The sequence below is a fragment of the Acidovorax sp. BLS4 genome (genome assembly GCF_032929295.1).
In the GTDB taxonomy this organism is placed as follows: Bacteria; Pseudomonadota; Gammaproteobacteria; order Burkholderiales; family Burkholderiaceae_C; genus Paracidovorax.
In genome coordinates this window covers 642,340-658,403 of the sequence record NZ_CP136797.1, presented here as the reverse complement: position 1 = coordinate 658,403, position 16,064 = coordinate 642,340, and the positions used below count along the sequence as shown (strand labels likewise).

Below are 16,064 nucleotides of genomic sequence, written 5' to 3'. Positions count from 1 at the left end.
CATGACGCAACCCCTCGGGCGCATGCCCTCGCTCAATGCCCTGCGTGCCTTCGAGGCCACGAGCCGCCACCTCAACTTCCGGCTGGCCGGGCTGGAACTGGGGGTGACGCAAGGCGCGGTGGCGCAGCAGGTGCGGGCCCTGGAGGCGGAACTGGGCCTGAAGCTCTTCGAGCGCCTGCCCCGCGCGCTGGCGCTCACGTCCAACGGCCAGCGCTACATCGTCGGCGTGCGGCGGGCCTTCGAACTGTTGGCCCAGGCCACGGAGAGCCTGGTCCCCCAGCCCCTGCGACTGACCGTGAGCGTGACGCCCACCTTCGCCACCAAATGGCTCATCCCGCGGCTCGACGGCTACACGCGCCAGCACCCAGGCGTCGATCTGCGCATCCTGGCCACGGAGCGGCTGGCGCACTTCCACAACGAGGCGGTGGACCTGGCCGTGCGCTATGGCCGGCCCCCGTTCGGTCCCGGGTTGTCCGCCGATCTGCTGTTCGAGGAATGCCTGGTCGCCGTCTGCAGCCCGCGGTGGCGAGAACGGAGCGCGCAGGCCGGGCGGGCCGGCGATGGCATCGCGCAGGTGCTGCTGCACGATGCGCAGTCGCCATGGGAGACCTACTTCGAGCAGTGCGCGCCGCAGGCCAGGGCGCCTGCGGCGCGCGCCCTGCATTTCAACCAGACCACGCTCGCCATCGATGCCGCCGCCATGGGGCAGGGCGTGGCGCTGGCCCAGCAGGAATTCGTGGCGCCCGATCTGGCGGCCGGGCGGCTGGTGCTGGCCTTTCCCGAGGCCCTGCGCACCGGCGCGGGCTACTACCTCGTGCACCCCCGCAAGCAACGGCATCCCGAATCGGTCGCACAGGTGCGGCGCTGGCTGCTGGACGGCGCGGGCGAACCACCGGGCGCCCCACCCCCGTTGCCGCGCTAACGTCCAGGTTTCGCCACGGCCGTCGGCCGCAGCACCAGCCACAGCGCCGCGGCGATCAGCCCGCCGCCGGCCGCGTGCGCGGCGGTGGCGGCCTCGCCCAGCACCAGCCAGCCCCAGGCCACGCCGAACAGCGGCACCAGGAAGGTCACCGACAGCGCCTTGAGCGGCCCCACGTCGGCGATGAGCCGGAAATACAGCACATAGGCCAGGGCCGTGCACAGCAGCCCCATGGCGAGCATGGCGGCCCACACCACGGGTGGCGCGGCCATCCACGTGGCGGGCAGGCCGGGCTGGCGCCACACCTCCCAGGCCGCGAACGGCGCCAGCACCAGCACGGCGCCCCACTGGCTGCCCACCGCCACCAGGCGGCTGTCGAGCCCGCCGCGCGCGGTGATCCAGCGGCGCGTGAGAAAGCCCGCCGCGCCGTAGCAGGCCGTGGCCACCAGGCAGGCGCCCATGCCCGCCAGCACCTGCGGCGACAGGGCCACGGGGCCCGTCTGCGCCAGCACGGCCACCCCGGCCATGCCCAGCAGCACGCCGGCCGTGCGCGCGGCGGTGATCCGCTCGCCGAAGGCCGCGGCGCCGATCAGCACGCCCATGAGCGGCGTGGTGGCGTTCAGGATGGCGCTGTAGCCCGCCGGCAGCGTGCGGGCCGCGAGCGCGAACATCAGGAACGGCACCCCCGAATTGACCACGCCCAGCACCAGCGCCGCGCCCAGCTTGCCGTGAAAGGCCGGCCGCAGCCGCGCGAACGCCAGCAACGCCATCAGCCCGGCCGCCGCCAACGCCAAGCGCCCGAAGGCCGTCGGCACCGCGCCCAGCACCGGCACGGCGATGCGCATGAACAGAAAACTGCCGCCCCACAGGGCGGCGAGGGCGAACAGGCGGATCAAGCTGGCGAGGGTCATGGGTGGCGCCGGCGGGGCATGGACCCCGCCGAATCGGCAAAACGAAACGACGAAACCGAAGGCTTTCGCCAAGCCCTGGCGGGCCCGGGCCGCCCCCGGCGCTGGAGGCCCATTCTTCGAAATCCGGTGGGTTCGCGCAAACCATTTATGCTGCGCGACTGTTTATTTTGACTGAACGGTCATGCGCCTGCCTCCCCTCATCGCCGTGCGATTTTTCGAAGCCACTGCGCGCCATCTGAGCGTGCGCCGCGCCGCCGCCGAGCTGCACGTCACGCCGGGCGCCGTGTCTCAGCAGGTGCGCAAGCTGGAGGAGTTCCTGGGCTGCACGCTGTTCGAGCGCCTGCCGCGCGGCCTGGCGCTCACGCGGGCGGGTGCCGAATACCAGTCGGCCTGCAGCGATGCGCTCGCGGTCATCGGCCACGCCACCTCGCGGGTGGCCGCCGGCGCGCGGCGCGTCGTGCTGGTGAGCTGCACGCCTGGCTTCGCCGTGCAGTGGCTGGTGCCGCGCCTGCAGGACTTTCAGCAGCACGCAGCCGGCCTGGACGTGCACGTGAGCACCACCAACCGCACGGTCGATCTGGCCGGCGAGGGCGTGCATTTCGCGGTGCGCCACGGCATGGGGAAGTACCCGGGCCTGCGGGCAGAAGCGCTGCTGGCCGACGATCTCGTGCCCGTGTGCAGCCCCCGCCTCATCGCGCCGCGGCGCATCGCGCGCGCCCGCGACATCGACGGCCATCGCCTGCTGCACGACGAGCACCGGGGCGACTGGCGGCTGTGGTGCGAGGCGCACCGTATGCCCCGGGTAAACACCGAACAGGGCGTGGTGTTTGCTGATTCCAACGGCGCCATCGAAGCCGCCGTGGCCGGCCGGGGCTTCGCGCTGGTGCGCCGCGCGCTCATCGGGCGCGAGCTGGCCACGCGCGCCTTGATCGGCGTGCAGGCGGGTGCGCTGGCCACGCCGCTGGCGTACCACCTGGTCTATGCGGCACCCGCGCTCATCGATCCGGAGCTGCGGCGTTTCCGCGACTGGATCGTCGCGCAGGCCGGGCAGGAGCGCGGCGGCGGCGCTTGAGCGATGTGGCCGGCGCCGGGCTTCACGCCCCCGGCAATGCCCGCACCATGTAGACCGCGCCCTCGCCGTAGGTGGCCAGCCGCGTGCGCTGCGCAGCGTCCTGCAACGGTGCGGGGGCATAGCCGTGCCGTGCCCAGTAGCCCTGCGATCCCTGTACCGAGACCAGCGCGCTGTGGCGCAGCCCTTCGCTGCGTGCCGTGGCCCAGGCCGCGGCCAGCAGCACCTGCGCGAGGCCCTGCCCTGCCAGCGCGGGTGACACGGCCATGTCGTGCAGGTACAGCGTGTCGGGGGCCTGGGCGGCCTCGAAATCGCCGTGCAGCGGCGTGACCTTGCCCCGCAGCGAGCGGTAGGCCGCCAGATAGGCACACAGGTGGCCGTCCCGCTCCAGGGCGAGCGAGCACTGCGCCGGGCTCGCCAGGCGGCGCAGGAACACCGCATGGCTTTCCTCGAACCCCTCGCCATAGCAGGCGCGCTGCACCTGCAACAGGCCGGGCAGATCGGCCGCGGCCAGCGGGCGCGCCCGGGGCGGGGCGGATGGCAGGGGGTGGGATCGGGCGTGGGCGGGCATGGGCGTGGGCGGTGCGAAGGGGCGGCACGGGCAGCGAAGGCCTCCATCCTACGGCCGGTGCCCGCCGGCCCGTGCAGGCGCATTTCTTGCACCTTTTCGTTGCCAACTCCCCGAAAACCGTCGCCATTTGGCCCATCCGTTCGCGGCCGCAGCGCCCCGATCGGATGCAGGTGAGAGAATTTCCACACCGTTGCCCCGCCGTACTGATGCCAGACACCATGTCTTTAAGCCGATTCCTCCGCCTTTTCGGGGCCCTCGTGGTGTTGGCCACGATGCTGCTGGTCGGCCGCATCGCCACGACGGAGTACCAGTCGGTGCGCGCGTCGGCGGCCAGCGTGGAGGCCATCGACCAGTTGCGCGCGGGGCTGCTCGCTGCCGAAATGGTGTCGCGCGAGCGCGGTCCCACCAATGGGGCGCTGGGCGGCCCGTCGCCCCTGCCGCCGGAACTGCAGCAGCCGCTGGCGCAGGCCCGTGCCCGCACCGACCGCGCCTTCGACGCGCTGCATGGCGTGCTGGCAGCGCGCACGGGCGATCCCACGCTGGCCGACGGCGCGCGGCGCGTGCTCGCCGCCAAGATGGCGCTGGCCACGGCCCGGGCGGGGGTGGATCAGGTGGTGGCGCAGCCGCGCGAGGCGCGGGCGCCCGAGTCGATCCGTTCGGCCGTCTACGGCATGGTGGCGATCGTGCCGCTGCTGGCCCCGGTCACGAGCAGCCTGGCCAATGCCGCGCGGCAGCACTACCCGGCCCTGGCCGATGACGTGCAGGTTGCGCGCCTCGCGGCCGAACTGCGGGAGTTCGCAGGGCTGCTGGGCTCGCATTTCACGGCGGCGCTGGCGCGCCAGCAGCCGTTCACGGCCGAGGAACGCCGGGCCATCGAGCAAACGCGCGGGCGCATCGCGCAGCTGCGCTTCCTGATCGAGCTGCGGCTTTCGGTGCCCGAGCAGCCGCGCCCCATCGCGCAGGCGTGGCAGACGGTGCAGCAGCGCTACTTCCGGGACACCGGGCCGCTCATCGACCGCATGATCGCCGCCGGCGAGGGCAACGGCCGCTACGGACTGGACGCCGCGGGCTTCGCGGCGCTCTACGTGCCCGACATGAACACCATCTTCGATGTGCGCGACACGCTGCTCAACCAGCTGCGCGAGCGCGCCAGCGCCGAGTACACCCGGGCCGTGCGCATGCTGGGCCTGGTGGCCGCGGGCTCGGTGGTGCTGCTGGCGCTGCTGCTGGTGGCGCTGTCGATGGTGGACCGCCGCGTCCTGCGCCCGCTGGTGCAGACCGCGCGGGCGCTGAAGGCGCTGGCCAACAACGACCTGGATGCGCCCCTGCCCCAGCCCGCCGCCAACGACGAAATGGCCGCGGTGATCCGCGCCGCGCGCGAACTGCAGTTGCAGACCCGCCAGCGCGAGGCCCTGGAGCGCGAGCGCAACAGCCTGATCGCGCAACTGCGCGAGCAGTCCAACACCGACTTCCTCACCGGCCTGCCCAACCGGCGCGCCTTCTTCGACGCGGCGGAAAGCGTGCTCGCGCAGGCCCGGCGCCATGGCTTCGGCGTGGTCATCGTCATCCTGGACGTGGACCGCTTCAAGATGCTCAACGACCAGTGGGGCCATGCGGTGGGCGACCAGGCGCTCGTGTCGGTGGCGCGCGCGCTGCGGGCCGAACTGCGGCTGGGCGATCTGGTGGGCCGCTTCGGCGGCGAGGAGTTCGTGGTGCTGCTGAGCCACTGCGACCCCGCGCACGGCGTGCGGCTGGCCGAGCGCCTGCGCGAGGTGGTGGCGAATCTGCAGCTGCTGCTGCCGGCATCGCCCGAGCCGCTGCGCGTGACGGCGAGCTTCGGCGTGGCCGATTCCGGCCGCCACGGCCTGGTGCTGGACCAATTGCTGTCCGAGGCCGACGCGGCGATGTACCGCGCCAAGGAAACGGGCCGCAACCGCGTGGTGCTGGCCGAGCCCCGGGCGGACACGGGCGCCGGGGAGCTGGTCATTCTTTGACGTGTCCAGGCGTTTGCTATTGAATTAATAGCGATACGCCCTAGTGGAATATGTGCTGGAGCCCGTTTTGATGCCGGGCTGCCACACCCGGAGCCCGGTGGCCCTTCAGCGCGGCAGCACGGGCGGCTGCACGAAGTCTTCGAGCGACAGGCCCTTGTCGCGCAGCAGCGCCTCCAGCACCGGCTGCAGGGCCCCCAGGCTTTCCTGCACCGCCTCGCGCACGGTGTCCACCACCACCTGCGTGCTGCGCTCGATCTCGATGTTGAGGCGGTCGCCCGCCTGCTTGTGCTCGAACACCGTGGCGCGGCGCGTCTCGGGGATCAGCCACACCTCGAACCAGCCCTCGGCGCGGTTCACCTCGGAGACCGTCAGGCTCGCGCCGTGGATGGCGATGTAGCCCTTGGCGAAGATGTACTTGCGGAAGGCGGGCGGAATGTCCACGCGCCACACGCGGTTGTTGTCCGACTCGCGCACCGACTGCAGCGTGGTGGCGAAGTCGATGTGGCCCGACAGCGGGTGCCCGCCAATCTCGGCGCCGTCCCTGGCCGCGCGCTCCACGTTCACGCGGTCGCCCACGGCGTAGCTGCCCAGGGTGGTCACGTTCAGGCTCTGCAGCACCACGTCGAACGCCGCCGCGTTGGGCGGCAGCAGCTCGGTCACCGTGAGGCACACGCCATCCACCGCCACGCTCGCGCCCACGGCGAGGTCCTGGCAGAAGCCGGGCGGAAAATCGATGATGAAGGTCCGCAGGCCTTCGCGGTCATGGATGGCGGCGAGGGCCGCCGTGGCTTGGACGATGCCAGTGAACATGCGTGTGGATTCCCGGTGCGTGGAAAAAGGCCGCCGGGGGCAGCGCCGCGCAACCGGGTGCCCCGAGGGTGCGGCGATTTTGCCACCCGGGTCGGGGCCCGCCGCCTGCAGGGTTTCAGCGCGCGCGCAGCAGCTCGCCCACTTCCAGCAGCACCAGCTCGTTGTCGTCGGCCCGGTTGGGCTCGCGGCTGGAGCTGAACGGCAGGTTGTTGTCGTTGCCCACCACGATGTGCGTGGCGTCCACCACGTCCACGTTCTCGATGGTGAAGAACGGGAAGGCGAGCACGCCGTTGTTCAAGGGCTTTCTCGCCAGGCGCTGCGGGTCCTGGATGTTCAGCAGGTCGATGTAGCCCACCTTGCGCAGCTCGGCGCCGGCGTTGGCATCGGTCAGCTCCACCTTGTACACGCGCTTGAACTTCGCCAGGTCGTGGAAGCAGTCGGTGCGCTTCTGGCCCTCGGGGCAGGCCTTGTCGGCCGTGCCCTCGCCGTTGTCGCGTTCGATGATCAGGCCGGTGTTCTCGTCGATCATGTTGAAGTCGCCGATGGCGTGGTGGTTGGCCTCCAGCACGTACTTCCAGTGGCGGCCCGTCCACTTTTCCTGCTTCACGTCGAACTCCAGCACGCGCAGGTATTGTTTGCCGCCTTCCACCGCTTCGTAGGCCTTGGCCGATTCGTTCCACACCGGGCCTTCCAGCAGCGCGTAGAGCTTGCTGCCGTCCCTGGACGATGCCATGCCTTCGAAGCCCTTGGAGCGCTTGATCTCGAAGGCCGGCGCCTTGGCATCGGGCGCGCCCGCGGCGGTGATGGCCGGGTGGTCGGGCGAGCGCACGACCTTGCCGTCCACCTGCGTCTCGAACACGGCCAGCACGCGGCCGGACAGGTCGGCCTTGATGAGGTAGGGGCCGAACTCCTCGCCGATCCACAGCGCGCCGCCGGCGAACTGGAAGCTCTCGGGATCGAAGTCCGAGCCGGTCAGGTAGCGTTCCTTCGTGCCCTCTTCGGCGATGCGAAACGGCACCTTCTTGTCCGGGTCGTGCAGGAACACCGTCTTCTGGCGCTTGAACTGGCCGCTTTGGAAGTCCACCGTGTAGTGGTTCAGGTACAGCATGAAGTCCGGCGAGTTGGCCTTGGCCCCCGCGCCGTTGTCGGTCAGGATCCAGAACGACCCGTCGGCCATGCGCTTGATGCCCGAATGGCCCTGCGCGGGCTGGCCCTTGAACGGCAGCGACACGCCCGTGGGCCGGCCGGCGGAGGTGCCTTCCACGCTGCCCAGCTGGTCCACGCGCTGCGGCGTGGTGAACTTGCCGCTGGTCTGCAGATCGGCCGGGGCATCCTTGGGTGCGGGAATGAAGGTCTGCGACGGCAGCACCGCATGGCCGGCGAGCGTGGCGGGAAAAGCCTGCTGGGCGTGGGCGGGCAGCAGGGCGGCAGCGCAGGCCAGCAGGGCGAAGGGGGCGAGGCGGAAAGAGGGCAGCATGCGATGGCTTGTGGCGAACGAAAACCGCAACGATGCCGGCGCGCCGTTACAGGGCCATGACGGCGCAGGGCCGCGCCCGTGCGCGGCGGTTTCCAGCGCTACTTCTGCGGCAGGGCCGCTTCCAGCCGCTGCATCTCTTCCTCCAGCGTGCCGCGGCTGCGGAAGTGGCGCTGGGCCTGGTCGTACCAGTATTCGGCGTCTTCCAGGTCGCCTTCCTGCAGATGCACGATGCCGTGCAGCCAGGCGCCCAGCGGCGTCGCATCGTCCTGCACCTGCTGGTGGGCCTCGTTCCAGCGCCCCGCGCGCAGGTGCGCCAGGATGTCGCGAAGGTCGGTCATCGGAAAGCTCCTTGTGGGCGTCGGCGCCGCCACTGCGGCTCGGTGCGGGCGCGTTGTCTGCCGGAGTATCGCCGTGCAGTGTCGCGGTGCAATGGGAGCTTCGAGCCGGTGATCAGCCCGTGCGCTGGCGCGCGAGCGTCCACCACGCCGCCCCCACGATCAGCGCCCCGCCCAGCCATTGCACCGGGCCCAGACTCTCCCCCAGCCACAGCACGGCGAACAACGCGCCCCAGGCCGGCTCGGTGCCCATCAGCAGGCCCACGCGGCTGGGGGCGGTGTGTTTCAGCGCCCAGTTCTGCGCGATGAAGGCAAACACCGTGCAGCCCAGCACCAGGTACAGGCTCGCGGCCCAGAAGGCGCTCTCGGCCGGCAGGGCGGGCAGCCCGCCCGGCAGCGACACGGCCACCAGCAGGCACCCCAGCCCCACCACGGCGGACTGCACGGCGGTGAGCAGCAGCATGGGCGCCTGGGCATGCCGCCGGGTGAGGCGGCTGGTGGCGCACACGGTCACGGCGCGCAGCGCGGCGGCGGCCAGCATCAGTCCGTCGCCCAGGCCCCATCGAATCTGCAGGCCGCCGCCCGCCAGCAGCGCCGCGCCCAGCAGCGAAACGGCCGCAAAGCCGAACACGGCGCCGGCCGGCCGCCGACCCAGCATCCACCATTCGGCGAACGGAGTGAACACCACGCACAGGCTGATGAGGAACGCCGCCTGGCTGGCCTGCGTGTGCGCCACGCCATAGGTCTCGCACACGAAGATCGCCATCAGCAGCGCGCCCAGCGGCAGGCCGGCGCGCAGGGCGCCGTGCCATTGCGCCCGCGTGGCCCGCAGGCACGCCGGGGCCAGCAGCGCCGCCGTGAGCAAAAACCGCACGGCCAGGAAACCCAGCACCGGGTAGAACGCCAGCGCCCCCTTGGCCACGCCGTAGCTGGTGCCCCAGACCACGGCCACCAGCAGCAGGACGAGGTCGGCGCTGCGCAGCAGCGTGGCGGGGCGGGCGAGGGGCAGCGTGGTCATGCGGCGATCGTAGATTCATGCCGCGCCATCGATAATGGCTGGTCAGAGAACAACATTGGTTCCCCATGCGCACAAATGACGCCCTGGACTGCCTGCCCGACATGGCGGTGTTCGCCCGCGTGGCGGCGGCGGGCAGCTTTTCCGCGGCGGCGCGCGAGCTGGGCCTGACCCCGTCGGCCGTGAGCCGCCAGGTGGCGCGGCTGGAAGGCGTGCTGCGCGTGCGGCTGCTGGAGCGCACCACCCGGCGCCTGCGCCTGACCGAGGCGGGCCACGCGGCGTTCGCGCGCTGCCAGGGGCTGGAATCGTGCGCGCGCGAGGTGCTGGCGCTGGCCGGCCACCATGCCGACGTGCCCAGCGGCCTGGTGTGCATGAGCGCGCCCAAGGCCTATGGACGCCAGCGGCTGCACCCGCTGGTGCCGTCCTTCCTGGCCGCGCACCCGCAGGTGGACGTGCAACTGGTCATCACCGACCGCACCGTGGACCTGTTCACCGAGCACATCGACGTGGCGGTGCGCATCACCGACGCGCCGCCCCCGGGCCTGGCGGGCAGGCCGCTGGAGCCGGTGGAACACGTGGTGTGCGCCAGCCCGGCCTACCTGGCGCAGCGCGGCCTGCCGGAGCACCCGCGCGATCTGGCGCAGCACGACTGCCTGCCCCTGGGCGAGGACGAGCGCGACCGGCACTGGCGCTTCGAGCGGCCGGGTGGCGGGGGTGGCGCAGCGGAATCCGCCGTGGTGAAGGTGCGCGGCCGCTATGTGGCCAACCACAGCGAGGTGCGGTGCGAGGCCGCCCTGGGCGGCCTGGGCATCGCCTCGCTGCCGGGCTTCACGGCGCAGGCGGCCCTGGCGGCCGGCACGCTGGTGCGCGTGCTACCCGGCTGGCGCCACACCACGGCGTATTCCGGCACGGCCTGGCTGCTTTACCCGCCCAACCGCTTTCTGCCGGCGCGGGTGCGGGCCTGGATCGACCATGTGGCGCAGGGTCTGGCCGCGCGGCCCGCATGAGGGGCCCGCGCGGCGCCTGCCGGTCCCTGCCGGTCAGTCCTCGTGCGTGTCGTGCGTGGCCGCGCTGCCCCGGCGCCAGTAGCCCGAGGCCTTGACCCACTTGGGGTAGGCGCCTCGCTCGCCCACCAGGTGCGCGCGCAGGGCCTTGGCCACGGCCGATTCGCAGGCCACCCAGGCGTGGAAATCGCCCGCGGGCAGGGGCTGCGCGCGCAGCGCCTGCAGCAGGGGCTCGGCGGTGCCGGCCTCGGCGCCCTGGCGGTGCACCCAGACGATGCGGGCATCGGCGGCGGTGGGCAGGGGCTGCTCGTCGGCCGGGCCGTCCACCTCGGCCAGCACCAGCACGGGCGCGCCGGCGGGCAGCTCGGCGAGGCGCCGGGCGATGGCGGGCAGGGCCGTGTCGTCGCCGATCAGCACGTAGCCGTCGAAGGCGGTGGGAATGACCATGGAGCCGCGCGGGCCCCCCACGCCCACGGTCTGCCCGGGCGCGGCCTGCAGCGCCCATTGCGTGGCCGGGCCCGCGTCGTGCAGCGCGAAGTCGATGGTGAGGGTGCGCGCGGCGATGTCGTGGTGGCGCGGCGTGTAGTCGCGCATGGTGGGCCGGGGCGAGTTGGGCGCGAGGCCCCCGGTGTCCGCCGGCACGGGAAAGTCGATCCGGCCCGTGGCGGGGTCGGGCAGGATGAGCTTCACGTGGTCGTCGAAGCCCGCGCTGTCAAAGCCCTCCAGGTCGGGGCCGGTGAGGACGATGCGCACGCAGTGCGGCGTGACGCGCTCGGCGCTTTGCACAGTAAGGATGCGCCGGCGCAGTTCATGGCGCATGCGCTGGGGCGCGCGGGCCGCCAGCAGTTCGGGGGAAGGCTGCGCTGCGGTGGCGGCAAAGGTGGCTGGGGTGGTGGTCGAAGCGGACAGTGTGGTCATTTCAGGGCTTTCTGCCGGGGCGATGCCGGCGTTGCGGAGGGAGGCCAGGGCGTCGTGGGGCGCACTCCGGGCAACGGGGGCCGGGGCGGTCGCTCTGGGGCGCCCTGCAGGCCGGCGGGGAACAGGTGCTAAAGGCGCTCGATCTGCCGCGCCGCGGCGTCCAGCGCATCGGCGATGGCATGGATCTGCGCCTCGGCCAGCGGCTCGCGCGCCAGGCGAAGGTGCAGCGCATGGCGCAGGTTGTGCACGGCGCGCTCGATGGGCGCCGGGCGCTCGCCGTGACCGCCGCCGCGCATCGGCAGGCCGCTGGCCATGCGGGCCAGCAGCGCATCCACCTCGGCGCGGTGCTCGGCCAGGTGGTCGCGCCCCGCATCGGTCAGCGTGTGCAGCTTGCGGCCGCCATCGGCGGTGACGGTGACATGGCCCATCTCTTCCAGCAGGGTGAGCGTGGGGTAGATCACGCCGGGGCTGGGGCTGTAGGCACCGTTCAGCCGGTCTTCGATGGCCTTGATGAGCTCGTAGCCGTGGCGCGGCTTGTCGGCGATGAGCTGCAGCAGCACGAGGCGCAGCCCGCCGTGGCCGAACACGCGGCCGCCACCGCGCCGCTCGAGAGGGGGCTGGCGCGCATCCAGGAATTCATGCTTCATGGGGAAATTAGATATATCTAAAAAACAAAAGATATATCTATTTTGGAAACGGGCTGATTGGCTGCCTGGGATACCCCTGCCGGCTCCATGGTCTGTGAGAGCTCGCCAGTGCCCAACCCCTTCCCGGGATGCCGTTCGGAACCTGGTCACTTCCTTCGCGTCGCGGGCCGCCGCGTGACCGGGATGCCGGTAGCGTCTTTCCCTTTTCGGCAAACGCCGCCAGGAGGTGTCCCATGCCCATCCACCGCACGGATTTTCCCGGTGTCTACATCCATACGCCCCGGCCGCAGGAAGCGGGCGCTCGCAACCTCCAGCAGGTGGAAGCCCTTGAAGCCAAGAACCAGGATTTCTTGCACCGCAACCAGGGAACCCTGGCGCAACTGGCGTCCCAATCTTCCGGCCGCACGCTGCTGAGGCAGATCGAATCCATCACCACCATGGCGCCCCGAAAGCGCGTGGTGCTGACGCCTTCGCAAGGGGGTTGGCCGCAAGCGCTTTCCTGCCAGCAGATCGCTGGCAACACGCAGTTGCGGCCCATGGACAATTGGGACGACATCGACAGCTACATGAGCCGCCGTCCGTCGGGCGATTCGTTCATGCCCGAAGTGGCGGCCGCCCCGATGCCCGGCAGGGAGACTCCCGGCGCAGACGAAGTCTGGATCCGCACCGACCCAGACATCGGCATGAAGTTTTCATCCGAGGACTCGGATGAGTACGAGTTGAGCGCAGACCATTACGTTGCAACGCTCGGCCACGAAATGATCCATGCGCGGGACAGCCTGCACGGCATTCAGCCACACCGCTCGGAAGACACCTCGACCTCTGGTCATCAGGGCTCGGACCGTCCTTTGGAGAAAGCGCTGCTGCCCGTGGAGTTGCGCACGATCGGCGTCGGACCCTATGCCGACGAAGTCCCTTCAGAAAACTCCATTCGAAGAGAACATGGGCTGACGCTGCGCAGGAGCTATCACGGCTTTACCGGTGACCATTGATGGACAGAGGGGGGCCAGAGAAAAGCGCTCAGGCCAGTGCCGCCGCGTGCCCGCGCGTGAACGCCTCTTCGAACACCGAATAGCCCGACCAGTCCGCATGCGCGAAAGCCAGCCGCGCGGTGCCGGGCGTGGGCGGCACGGGCACGCGCTCTCCATTCGATAGCGCATAGCGCTTGCCAGACGGTCGCTGCGGCGCGATTTTGCTGAGAAACGCCTGGGTGCCCGGCAAAGGGATCGACATGGCATGGCCGTAGCGCGTGATCTCCATGCGCCGGGCGTGCCGGGCCAGGTCGGGGTGCGGCGCGGCCAGCGCGGCGAGGATGGCGTCGCGCCAGTGCGCCCAGGGTTGCTCCGCCAACTGCCGGCGGCCATCGGCCACGTCGCCCAGCGCCTGGTAGTAGGTGAGCACGGTGGCGGCCGGGCGCGGGTCCAGCCGCTGGTGCCCGGCGTTCACGTAGCCCAGTCCGCCGGGCGTGGGGTCGGCGTAGAGCACGTTGTCCCAGGCAGGGGCCGCGCCTTCGCGGTCGGCCAGCGGGGCGTCGATGTGGATGTTGGCCACCAGCCAGGGCGCCCACGACAGGCGCTGCGCCGCCTGCTGCAGGAAGCCGGGCGGGTTGCGCACCACGCGCGCCGCGACGAAGACCGGCAGCGCCACGATGCAGCGGCGCGCCTGCCAGCGCTCCACGCTCTCGCTGGCGTGGTGGAACACGTCCACCTCCACGCCCTGGCGGGTTTCCTCGATGCGCAGCACCGAACTGCCGGTGCGCAGCTGTCCGCCGGCCTGCAGCGGCGCGGCCAGGCGCTGGGTGAGCCAGCCGTTGCCCTCGGGCCAGGTGAGCACGCCCTCGCGGTCTTCGGTGGCCGCATCGCCGGGCGCATGGAAGCCGTGGCGGCTGGCGAAGTAGTGGATGCCCGCCCAGGCCGACACGCGCGCCACGCCGGCGCCGTAGTCATCGCGGCAGCAGTAGTCCAGGTACCAGCGCAGGTGCGTGTCGTCGAAGCCCTCCTGCTCCAGCCATGCTATGAAAGTAATAGCGTCAAGCCCTAGATGAATCTGCGCCAGGGGCTGATTGGGCTTCCATCCTTTGAGCACCGGCATGGTGAAGGGCGCCGCGCGGCCCAGTTCGGCCACGCGGGTGGAAAAGCGCCGGTACTGCGCCAGCGTTTCGGCGCCCACGCCCTGCATGGGCAGCAGCCCGTCCTGCCACTGGCCCTGGAAGAACAGGCGCTCCTGCGGGCTGTGGCACAGGTGGCGCTCGTCGTAGCGCCAGCGCCCGGCCACGCGCTGGCGCAGGCCCAGTTCTTCCAGCAGGTCCTGCACCTCGCGCGCGCTGTCGCCCGGCACGGGCAGGTAGTGCGCGCCCAGCGGGCAGGCCAGGCCGGCCACGCTGCCGGCGCGGCTGTTGCCGCCGGCGGTGTCCTCCAGCTCCAGCACCACGAAGTCGTCGGTGCCGGCCAGCCGCAGCGAGCGCGCGGCGGCCAGGCCGGCCACGCCCCCGCCCGCGATCACCACCTGGGTGCGCCGGACGATGTCGGGCTCGATCGGCCCGCCCTTCTGGAGCCGGTCGCGCAGCGCGTGGCCGCGCGCCATGTCGATGCCGGCAAAGCCACCCTCCAGTTCGGGCGGGGCGCCGCACCCGGCAAGGGCGGCGGCAGCGGCCGAGGTGGCCGAGGCGGCGAGGAATTGGCGGCGTTGCATGTGGGCGGTGCGGCCGGGCGGCCAGCGCGGTCAGTGGGCCGCCACCTTACCCCACTCCTGCTCGTAGGTGTGCACCAGCACCTGGTTGGACAGGCGGTTGACCTCGGCCGGCACGCGCGCCATGTCGCGCGGAAAGTCGAACAGCAGCGCCAGCGTGGGCACCGACAGGAATCGCAGCCCCTCGGGCAGCGCCTGCGGCAGGTGCCAGGGCCGGCGGCTGGCGATCACGAAGCCCCATTCGCCGAAGCTGGGCACGTGGGCGTGGTACGGGGCGGTGCGCAGGCCCAGCGACTCGATGGTCTGCACCACCGTCCAGAAGCTCTGGCGTGCCACCAGGGGCGAGGTGGTCTGCACCACGGCGTAGCCGCTGGCGGACAGGCGCTGCGCCAGCAGGGCGTAGAAGCTGTTGGTGTAGAGCTTGCCGATGGCGAAGTTGGTCGGGTCGGGGAAATCCACCACGATCACGTCGAAAAAGTCTTGCGCCCCCACGCTCCCCGCTGCGCGTGGTTCGCTGCCCCCCGAGGGGGCCCCCGCGCCTTGGGGCGGCCCGGCGGCGCTGGAGTCTTGCGCCCCCACGCTCCCCTGCTGCAGCCACTGGAACGCGTCGGTGTTCACGACATGCACCTTGGGGTTGGACAGCGCCCCACCGTTCAGCCGCGCGAGCGTGGGGTCGTCGGTGAACAGGCGCGTCATCGCCGGGTCCAGCTCGACCAGCGTGACCGACTCGACCGAGGGGTACTTGAGGATCTCGCGCACCGCCATGCCGTCGCCGCCGCCCAGCACCGCCACGCGCCGCGGCCCGGCGCCGCCCGAGGCGAACGCCGCCATCGCCGGGTGCACCAGGGCCTCGTGGTAGCGGTACTCGTCGCGCTCGGCGAACTGCAGGTTGCCGTTGAGGTACAGCCGGTGCCCCGCCTTGCCCTCGGTGACCACGATGCGCTGGTAGGGCGTGGCACGGCTCACCACGATGCGGTCCTGGTAGAACTTGTCCTCGGCAAAGCGCGTGATGTGCTCCGCGCCCACCAGCCCCGCCAGCAGCACGCCGAACACGGCCACGCAGGCCAGCACGTGCGCGCGCAGGCGCCGCAGCTCGTGGCGGAACAGCCAGACCGCCCACAGCGCCACCGCCGCGTTCATCAGGCCGAACAGCAGCCCCGTGCGGATCAGCCCCAGGTGCGGCACCAGCAGCAGCGGGAACGCGAGCGACACCGCCAGCGCCCCGAGGTAGTCGAACGTGAGCACCTGCGAAACCAGGTCCTTCAGCACCGCGTTGCGCTTGAGGATGCGCATCACCAGCGGGATCTCCAGCCCCACCAGCGTGCCCACCAGCAGCACCATGCCGTACAGCAGCACGCGGAACGCGCCCGGCGCGTAGGCGTTGGCCAGGAACAGCGTGGCCGGAAGCGCGCCGCCCACCAGGGCCACCAGCAGTTCGATGCGCAGGAAGTGCGCGGGCAATTGCCGTTCGAAGTAGCGCGACAGCCACGATCCCACGCCCATGGCGAAGAGGTAGGTGCCGATGATGGTGGAGAACTGCAGCACCGAATCGCCCAGCACGTACGAGGCGAGCGCGCCGGCCGCCAGTTCGTAGAGCAGGCCGCAGGCGGCGACGACGAAGACGCTGGCGAGCAGCGCGATGTCGATGGGGCGGGGCGCGGGCGCGGCGGAAGGGGTGGGGTGGGCAGCGGCGGTCAAGCCGCTAT

At 71.5% G+C, this 16,064-nt stretch carries 15 protein-coding genes; 5 read left to right on the top strand and 10 right to left on the bottom strand.

Features of this window, described 5'->3' with window-relative positions; genetic code table 11:
• Nucleotide 1: 1 nt before the first annotated feature.
• Complete coding sequence (locus R1Z03_RS03115) at nt 2-922, top strand: LysR substrate-binding domain-containing protein (RefSeq protein ID WP_317356795.1); 921 nt, start codon at nt 2-4, stop codon at nt 920-922.
• On the opposite strand, the gene R1Z03_RS03110 is transcribed toward R1Z03_RS03115, so the two are convergent.
• Nucleotides 919-1,830, bottom strand: coding sequence for a DMT family transporter (locus tag R1Z03_RS03110; RefSeq protein ID WP_317356793.1), 912 nt, complete (start codon nt 1,828-1,830; stop codon nt 919-921). The genes R1Z03_RS03115 and R1Z03_RS03110 overlap by 4 nt on opposite strands.
• Before the next feature lie 181 nt (nt 1,831-2,011).
• Between R1Z03_RS03110 and gcvA the strand changes: the two genes are divergently transcribed.
• Entirely contained in the window at nt 2,012-2,902 is an 891-nt protein-coding gene (gene gcvA, locus R1Z03_RS03105; RefSeq protein WP_284430526.1) for a transcriptional regulator GcvA, read from the top strand.
• 22 nt (nt 2,903-2,924) lie between these two features.
• Here gcvA and R1Z03_RS03100 read toward each other — a convergent pair whose 3' ends face one another.
• A complete protein-coding gene (locus R1Z03_RS03100; RefSeq protein WP_317356791.1) occupies nt 2,925-3,470 on the bottom strand; it encodes a GNAT family N-acetyltransferase in 546 nt (181 codons plus the stop codon).
• Between the two features lie 218 nt (nt 3,471-3,688).
• Between R1Z03_RS03100 and R1Z03_RS03095 the strand changes: the two genes are divergently transcribed.
• Entirely contained in the window at nt 3,689-5,464 is a 1,776-nt protein-coding gene (locus tag R1Z03_RS03095; RefSeq protein ID WP_284407147.1) for a diguanylate cyclase, read from the top strand.
• A 105-nt stretch (nt 5,465-5,569) separates the two neighbouring features.
• Here the strand turns inward: R1Z03_RS03095 and R1Z03_RS03090 are convergent, their stop codons facing one another.
• The 4 genes from R1Z03_RS03090 to R1Z03_RS03075 all read right to left on the bottom strand — a co-directional run bounded on the left by R1Z03_RS03090 (nt 5,570) and on the right by R1Z03_RS03075 (nt 9,104).
• Nucleotides 5,570-6,274 carry a riboflavin synthase subunit alpha gene (locus R1Z03_RS03090; protein WP_284409993.1) on the bottom strand — a complete coding sequence of 235 codons (705 nt, stop codon included), beginning with the start codon at nt 6,272-6,274 and terminating at the stop codon, nt 5,570-5,572.
• A gap of 115 nt (nt 6,275-6,389) precedes the next feature.
• A complete protein-coding gene (locus R1Z03_RS03085; RefSeq protein ID WP_317356786.1) occupies nt 6,390-7,751 on the bottom strand; it encodes an esterase-like activity of phytase family protein in 1,362 nt (453 codons plus the stop codon).
• Between the two features lie 98 nt (nt 7,752-7,849).
• Nucleotides 7,850-8,089, bottom strand: a complete 240-nt coding sequence (locus tag R1Z03_RS03080) for a hypothetical protein (protein ID WP_272566466.1) — start codon at nt 8,087-8,089, stop codon at nt 7,850-7,852.
• Nucleotides 8,090-8,201: 112 nt separating this feature from the next.
• Nucleotides 8,202-9,104: a DMT family transporter gene (locus tag R1Z03_RS03075; RefSeq protein ID WP_317356784.1), complete on the bottom strand. Its 903-nt coding sequence runs from the start codon at nt 9,102-9,104 to the stop codon at nt 8,202-8,204.
• A 65-nt stretch (nt 9,105-9,169) separates the two neighbouring features.
• On the opposite strand from R1Z03_RS03075, the gene R1Z03_RS03070 reads away from it, so the two are divergent.
• A complete protein-coding gene (locus tag R1Z03_RS03070) occupies nt 9,170-10,108 on the top strand; it encodes a LysR family transcriptional regulator (RefSeq protein ID WP_317356782.1) in 939 nt (312 codons plus the stop codon).
• Nucleotides 10,109-10,141: 33 nt separating this feature from the next.
• On the opposite strand, the gene R1Z03_RS03065 is transcribed toward R1Z03_RS03070, so the two are convergent.
• Both R1Z03_RS03065 and R1Z03_RS03060 read right to left on the bottom strand, forming a co-directional pair.
• Entirely contained in the window at nt 10,142-11,023 is an 882-nt protein-coding gene (locus R1Z03_RS03065) for a siderophore-interacting protein (protein ID WP_317356780.1), read from the bottom strand.
• A 128-nt stretch (nt 11,024-11,151) separates the two neighbouring features.
• Entirely contained in the window at nt 11,152-11,670 is a 519-nt protein-coding gene (locus tag R1Z03_RS03060) for a PadR family transcriptional regulator (protein ID WP_317356777.1), read from the bottom strand.
• Between the two features lie 233 nt (nt 11,671-11,903).
• Here R1Z03_RS03060 and R1Z03_RS03055 point away from each other — a divergent pair, with 233 nt between their 5' ends.
• Complete coding sequence (locus R1Z03_RS03055) at nt 11,904-12,662, top strand: M91 family zinc metallopeptidase (RefSeq protein ID WP_317356775.1); 759 nt, start codon at nt 11,904-11,906, stop codon at nt 12,660-12,662.
• 28 nt (nt 12,663-12,690) lie between these two features.
• Here the strand turns inward: R1Z03_RS03055 and R1Z03_RS03050 are convergent, their stop codons facing one another.
• Together R1Z03_RS03050 and R1Z03_RS03045 are read right to left on the bottom strand one after the other, a co-directional pair.
• A complete protein-coding gene (locus tag R1Z03_RS03050; RefSeq protein ID WP_317356773.1) occupies nt 12,691-14,361 on the bottom strand; it encodes an FAD-dependent oxidoreductase in 1,671 nt (556 codons plus the stop codon).
• 30 nt (nt 14,362-14,391) lie between these two features.
• The gene (locus R1Z03_RS03045) at nt 14,392-16,056 is read right to left on the bottom strand and encodes a polyamine aminopropyltransferase (RefSeq protein WP_317356771.1); all 1,665 of its coding nucleotides are present in this window, start codon (nt 16,054-16,056) and stop codon (nt 14,392-14,394) included.
• Nucleotides 16,057-16,064: the final 8 nt, after the last annotated feature.

Coding starts and splice junctions, on each gene's coding strand:
- R1Z03_RS03115 (WP_317356795.1), top strand. CDS start 2: ATGACGCAACCCCTCGGGCGCATGCCCTCGCTCAATGCCCTGCGTGCC.
- R1Z03_RS03110 (WP_317356793.1), bottom strand. CDS start 1,830: ATGACCCTCGCCAGCTTGATCCGCCTGTTCGCCCTCGCCGCCCTGTGG.
- gcvA (WP_284430526.1), top strand. CDS start 2,012: ATGCGCCTGCCTCCCCTCATCGCCGTGCGATTTTTCGAAGCCACTGCG.
- R1Z03_RS03100 (WP_317356791.1), bottom strand. CDS start 3,470: ATGCCCGCCCACGCCCGATCCCACCCCCTGCCATCCGCCCCGCCCCGG.
- R1Z03_RS03095 (WP_284407147.1), top strand. CDS start 3,689: ATGTCTTTAAGCCGATTCCTCCGCCTTTTCGGGGCCCTCGTGGTGTTG.
- R1Z03_RS03090 (WP_284409993.1), bottom strand. CDS start 6,274: ATGTTCACTGGCATCGTCCAAGCCACGGCGGCCCTCGCCGCCATCCAT.
- R1Z03_RS03085 (WP_317356786.1), bottom strand. CDS start 7,751: ATGCTGCCCTCTTTCCGCCTCGCCCCCTTCGCCCTGCTGGCCTGCGCT.
- R1Z03_RS03080 (WP_272566466.1), bottom strand. CDS start 8,089: ATGACCGACCTTCGCGACATCCTGGCGCACCTGCGCGCGGGGCGCTGG.
- R1Z03_RS03075 (WP_317356784.1), bottom strand. CDS start 9,104: ATGACCACGCTGCCCCTCGCCCGCCCCGCCACGCTGCTGCGCAGCGCC.
- R1Z03_RS03070 (WP_317356782.1), top strand. CDS start 9,170: ATGCGCACAAATGACGCCCTGGACTGCCTGCCCGACATGGCGGTGTTC.
- R1Z03_RS03065 (WP_317356780.1), bottom strand. CDS start 11,023: ATGACCACACTGTCCGCTTCGACCACCACCCCAGCCACCTTTGCCGCC.
- R1Z03_RS03060 (WP_317356777.1), bottom strand. CDS start 11,670: ATGAAGCATGAATTCCTGGATGCGCGCCAGCCCCCTCTCGAGCGGCGC.
- R1Z03_RS03055 (WP_317356775.1), top strand. CDS start 11,904: ATGCCCATCCACCGCACGGATTTTCCCGGTGTCTACATCCATACGCCC.
- R1Z03_RS03050 (WP_317356773.1), bottom strand. CDS start 14,361: ATGCAACGCCGCCAATTCCTCGCCGCCTCGGCCACCTCGGCCGCTGCC.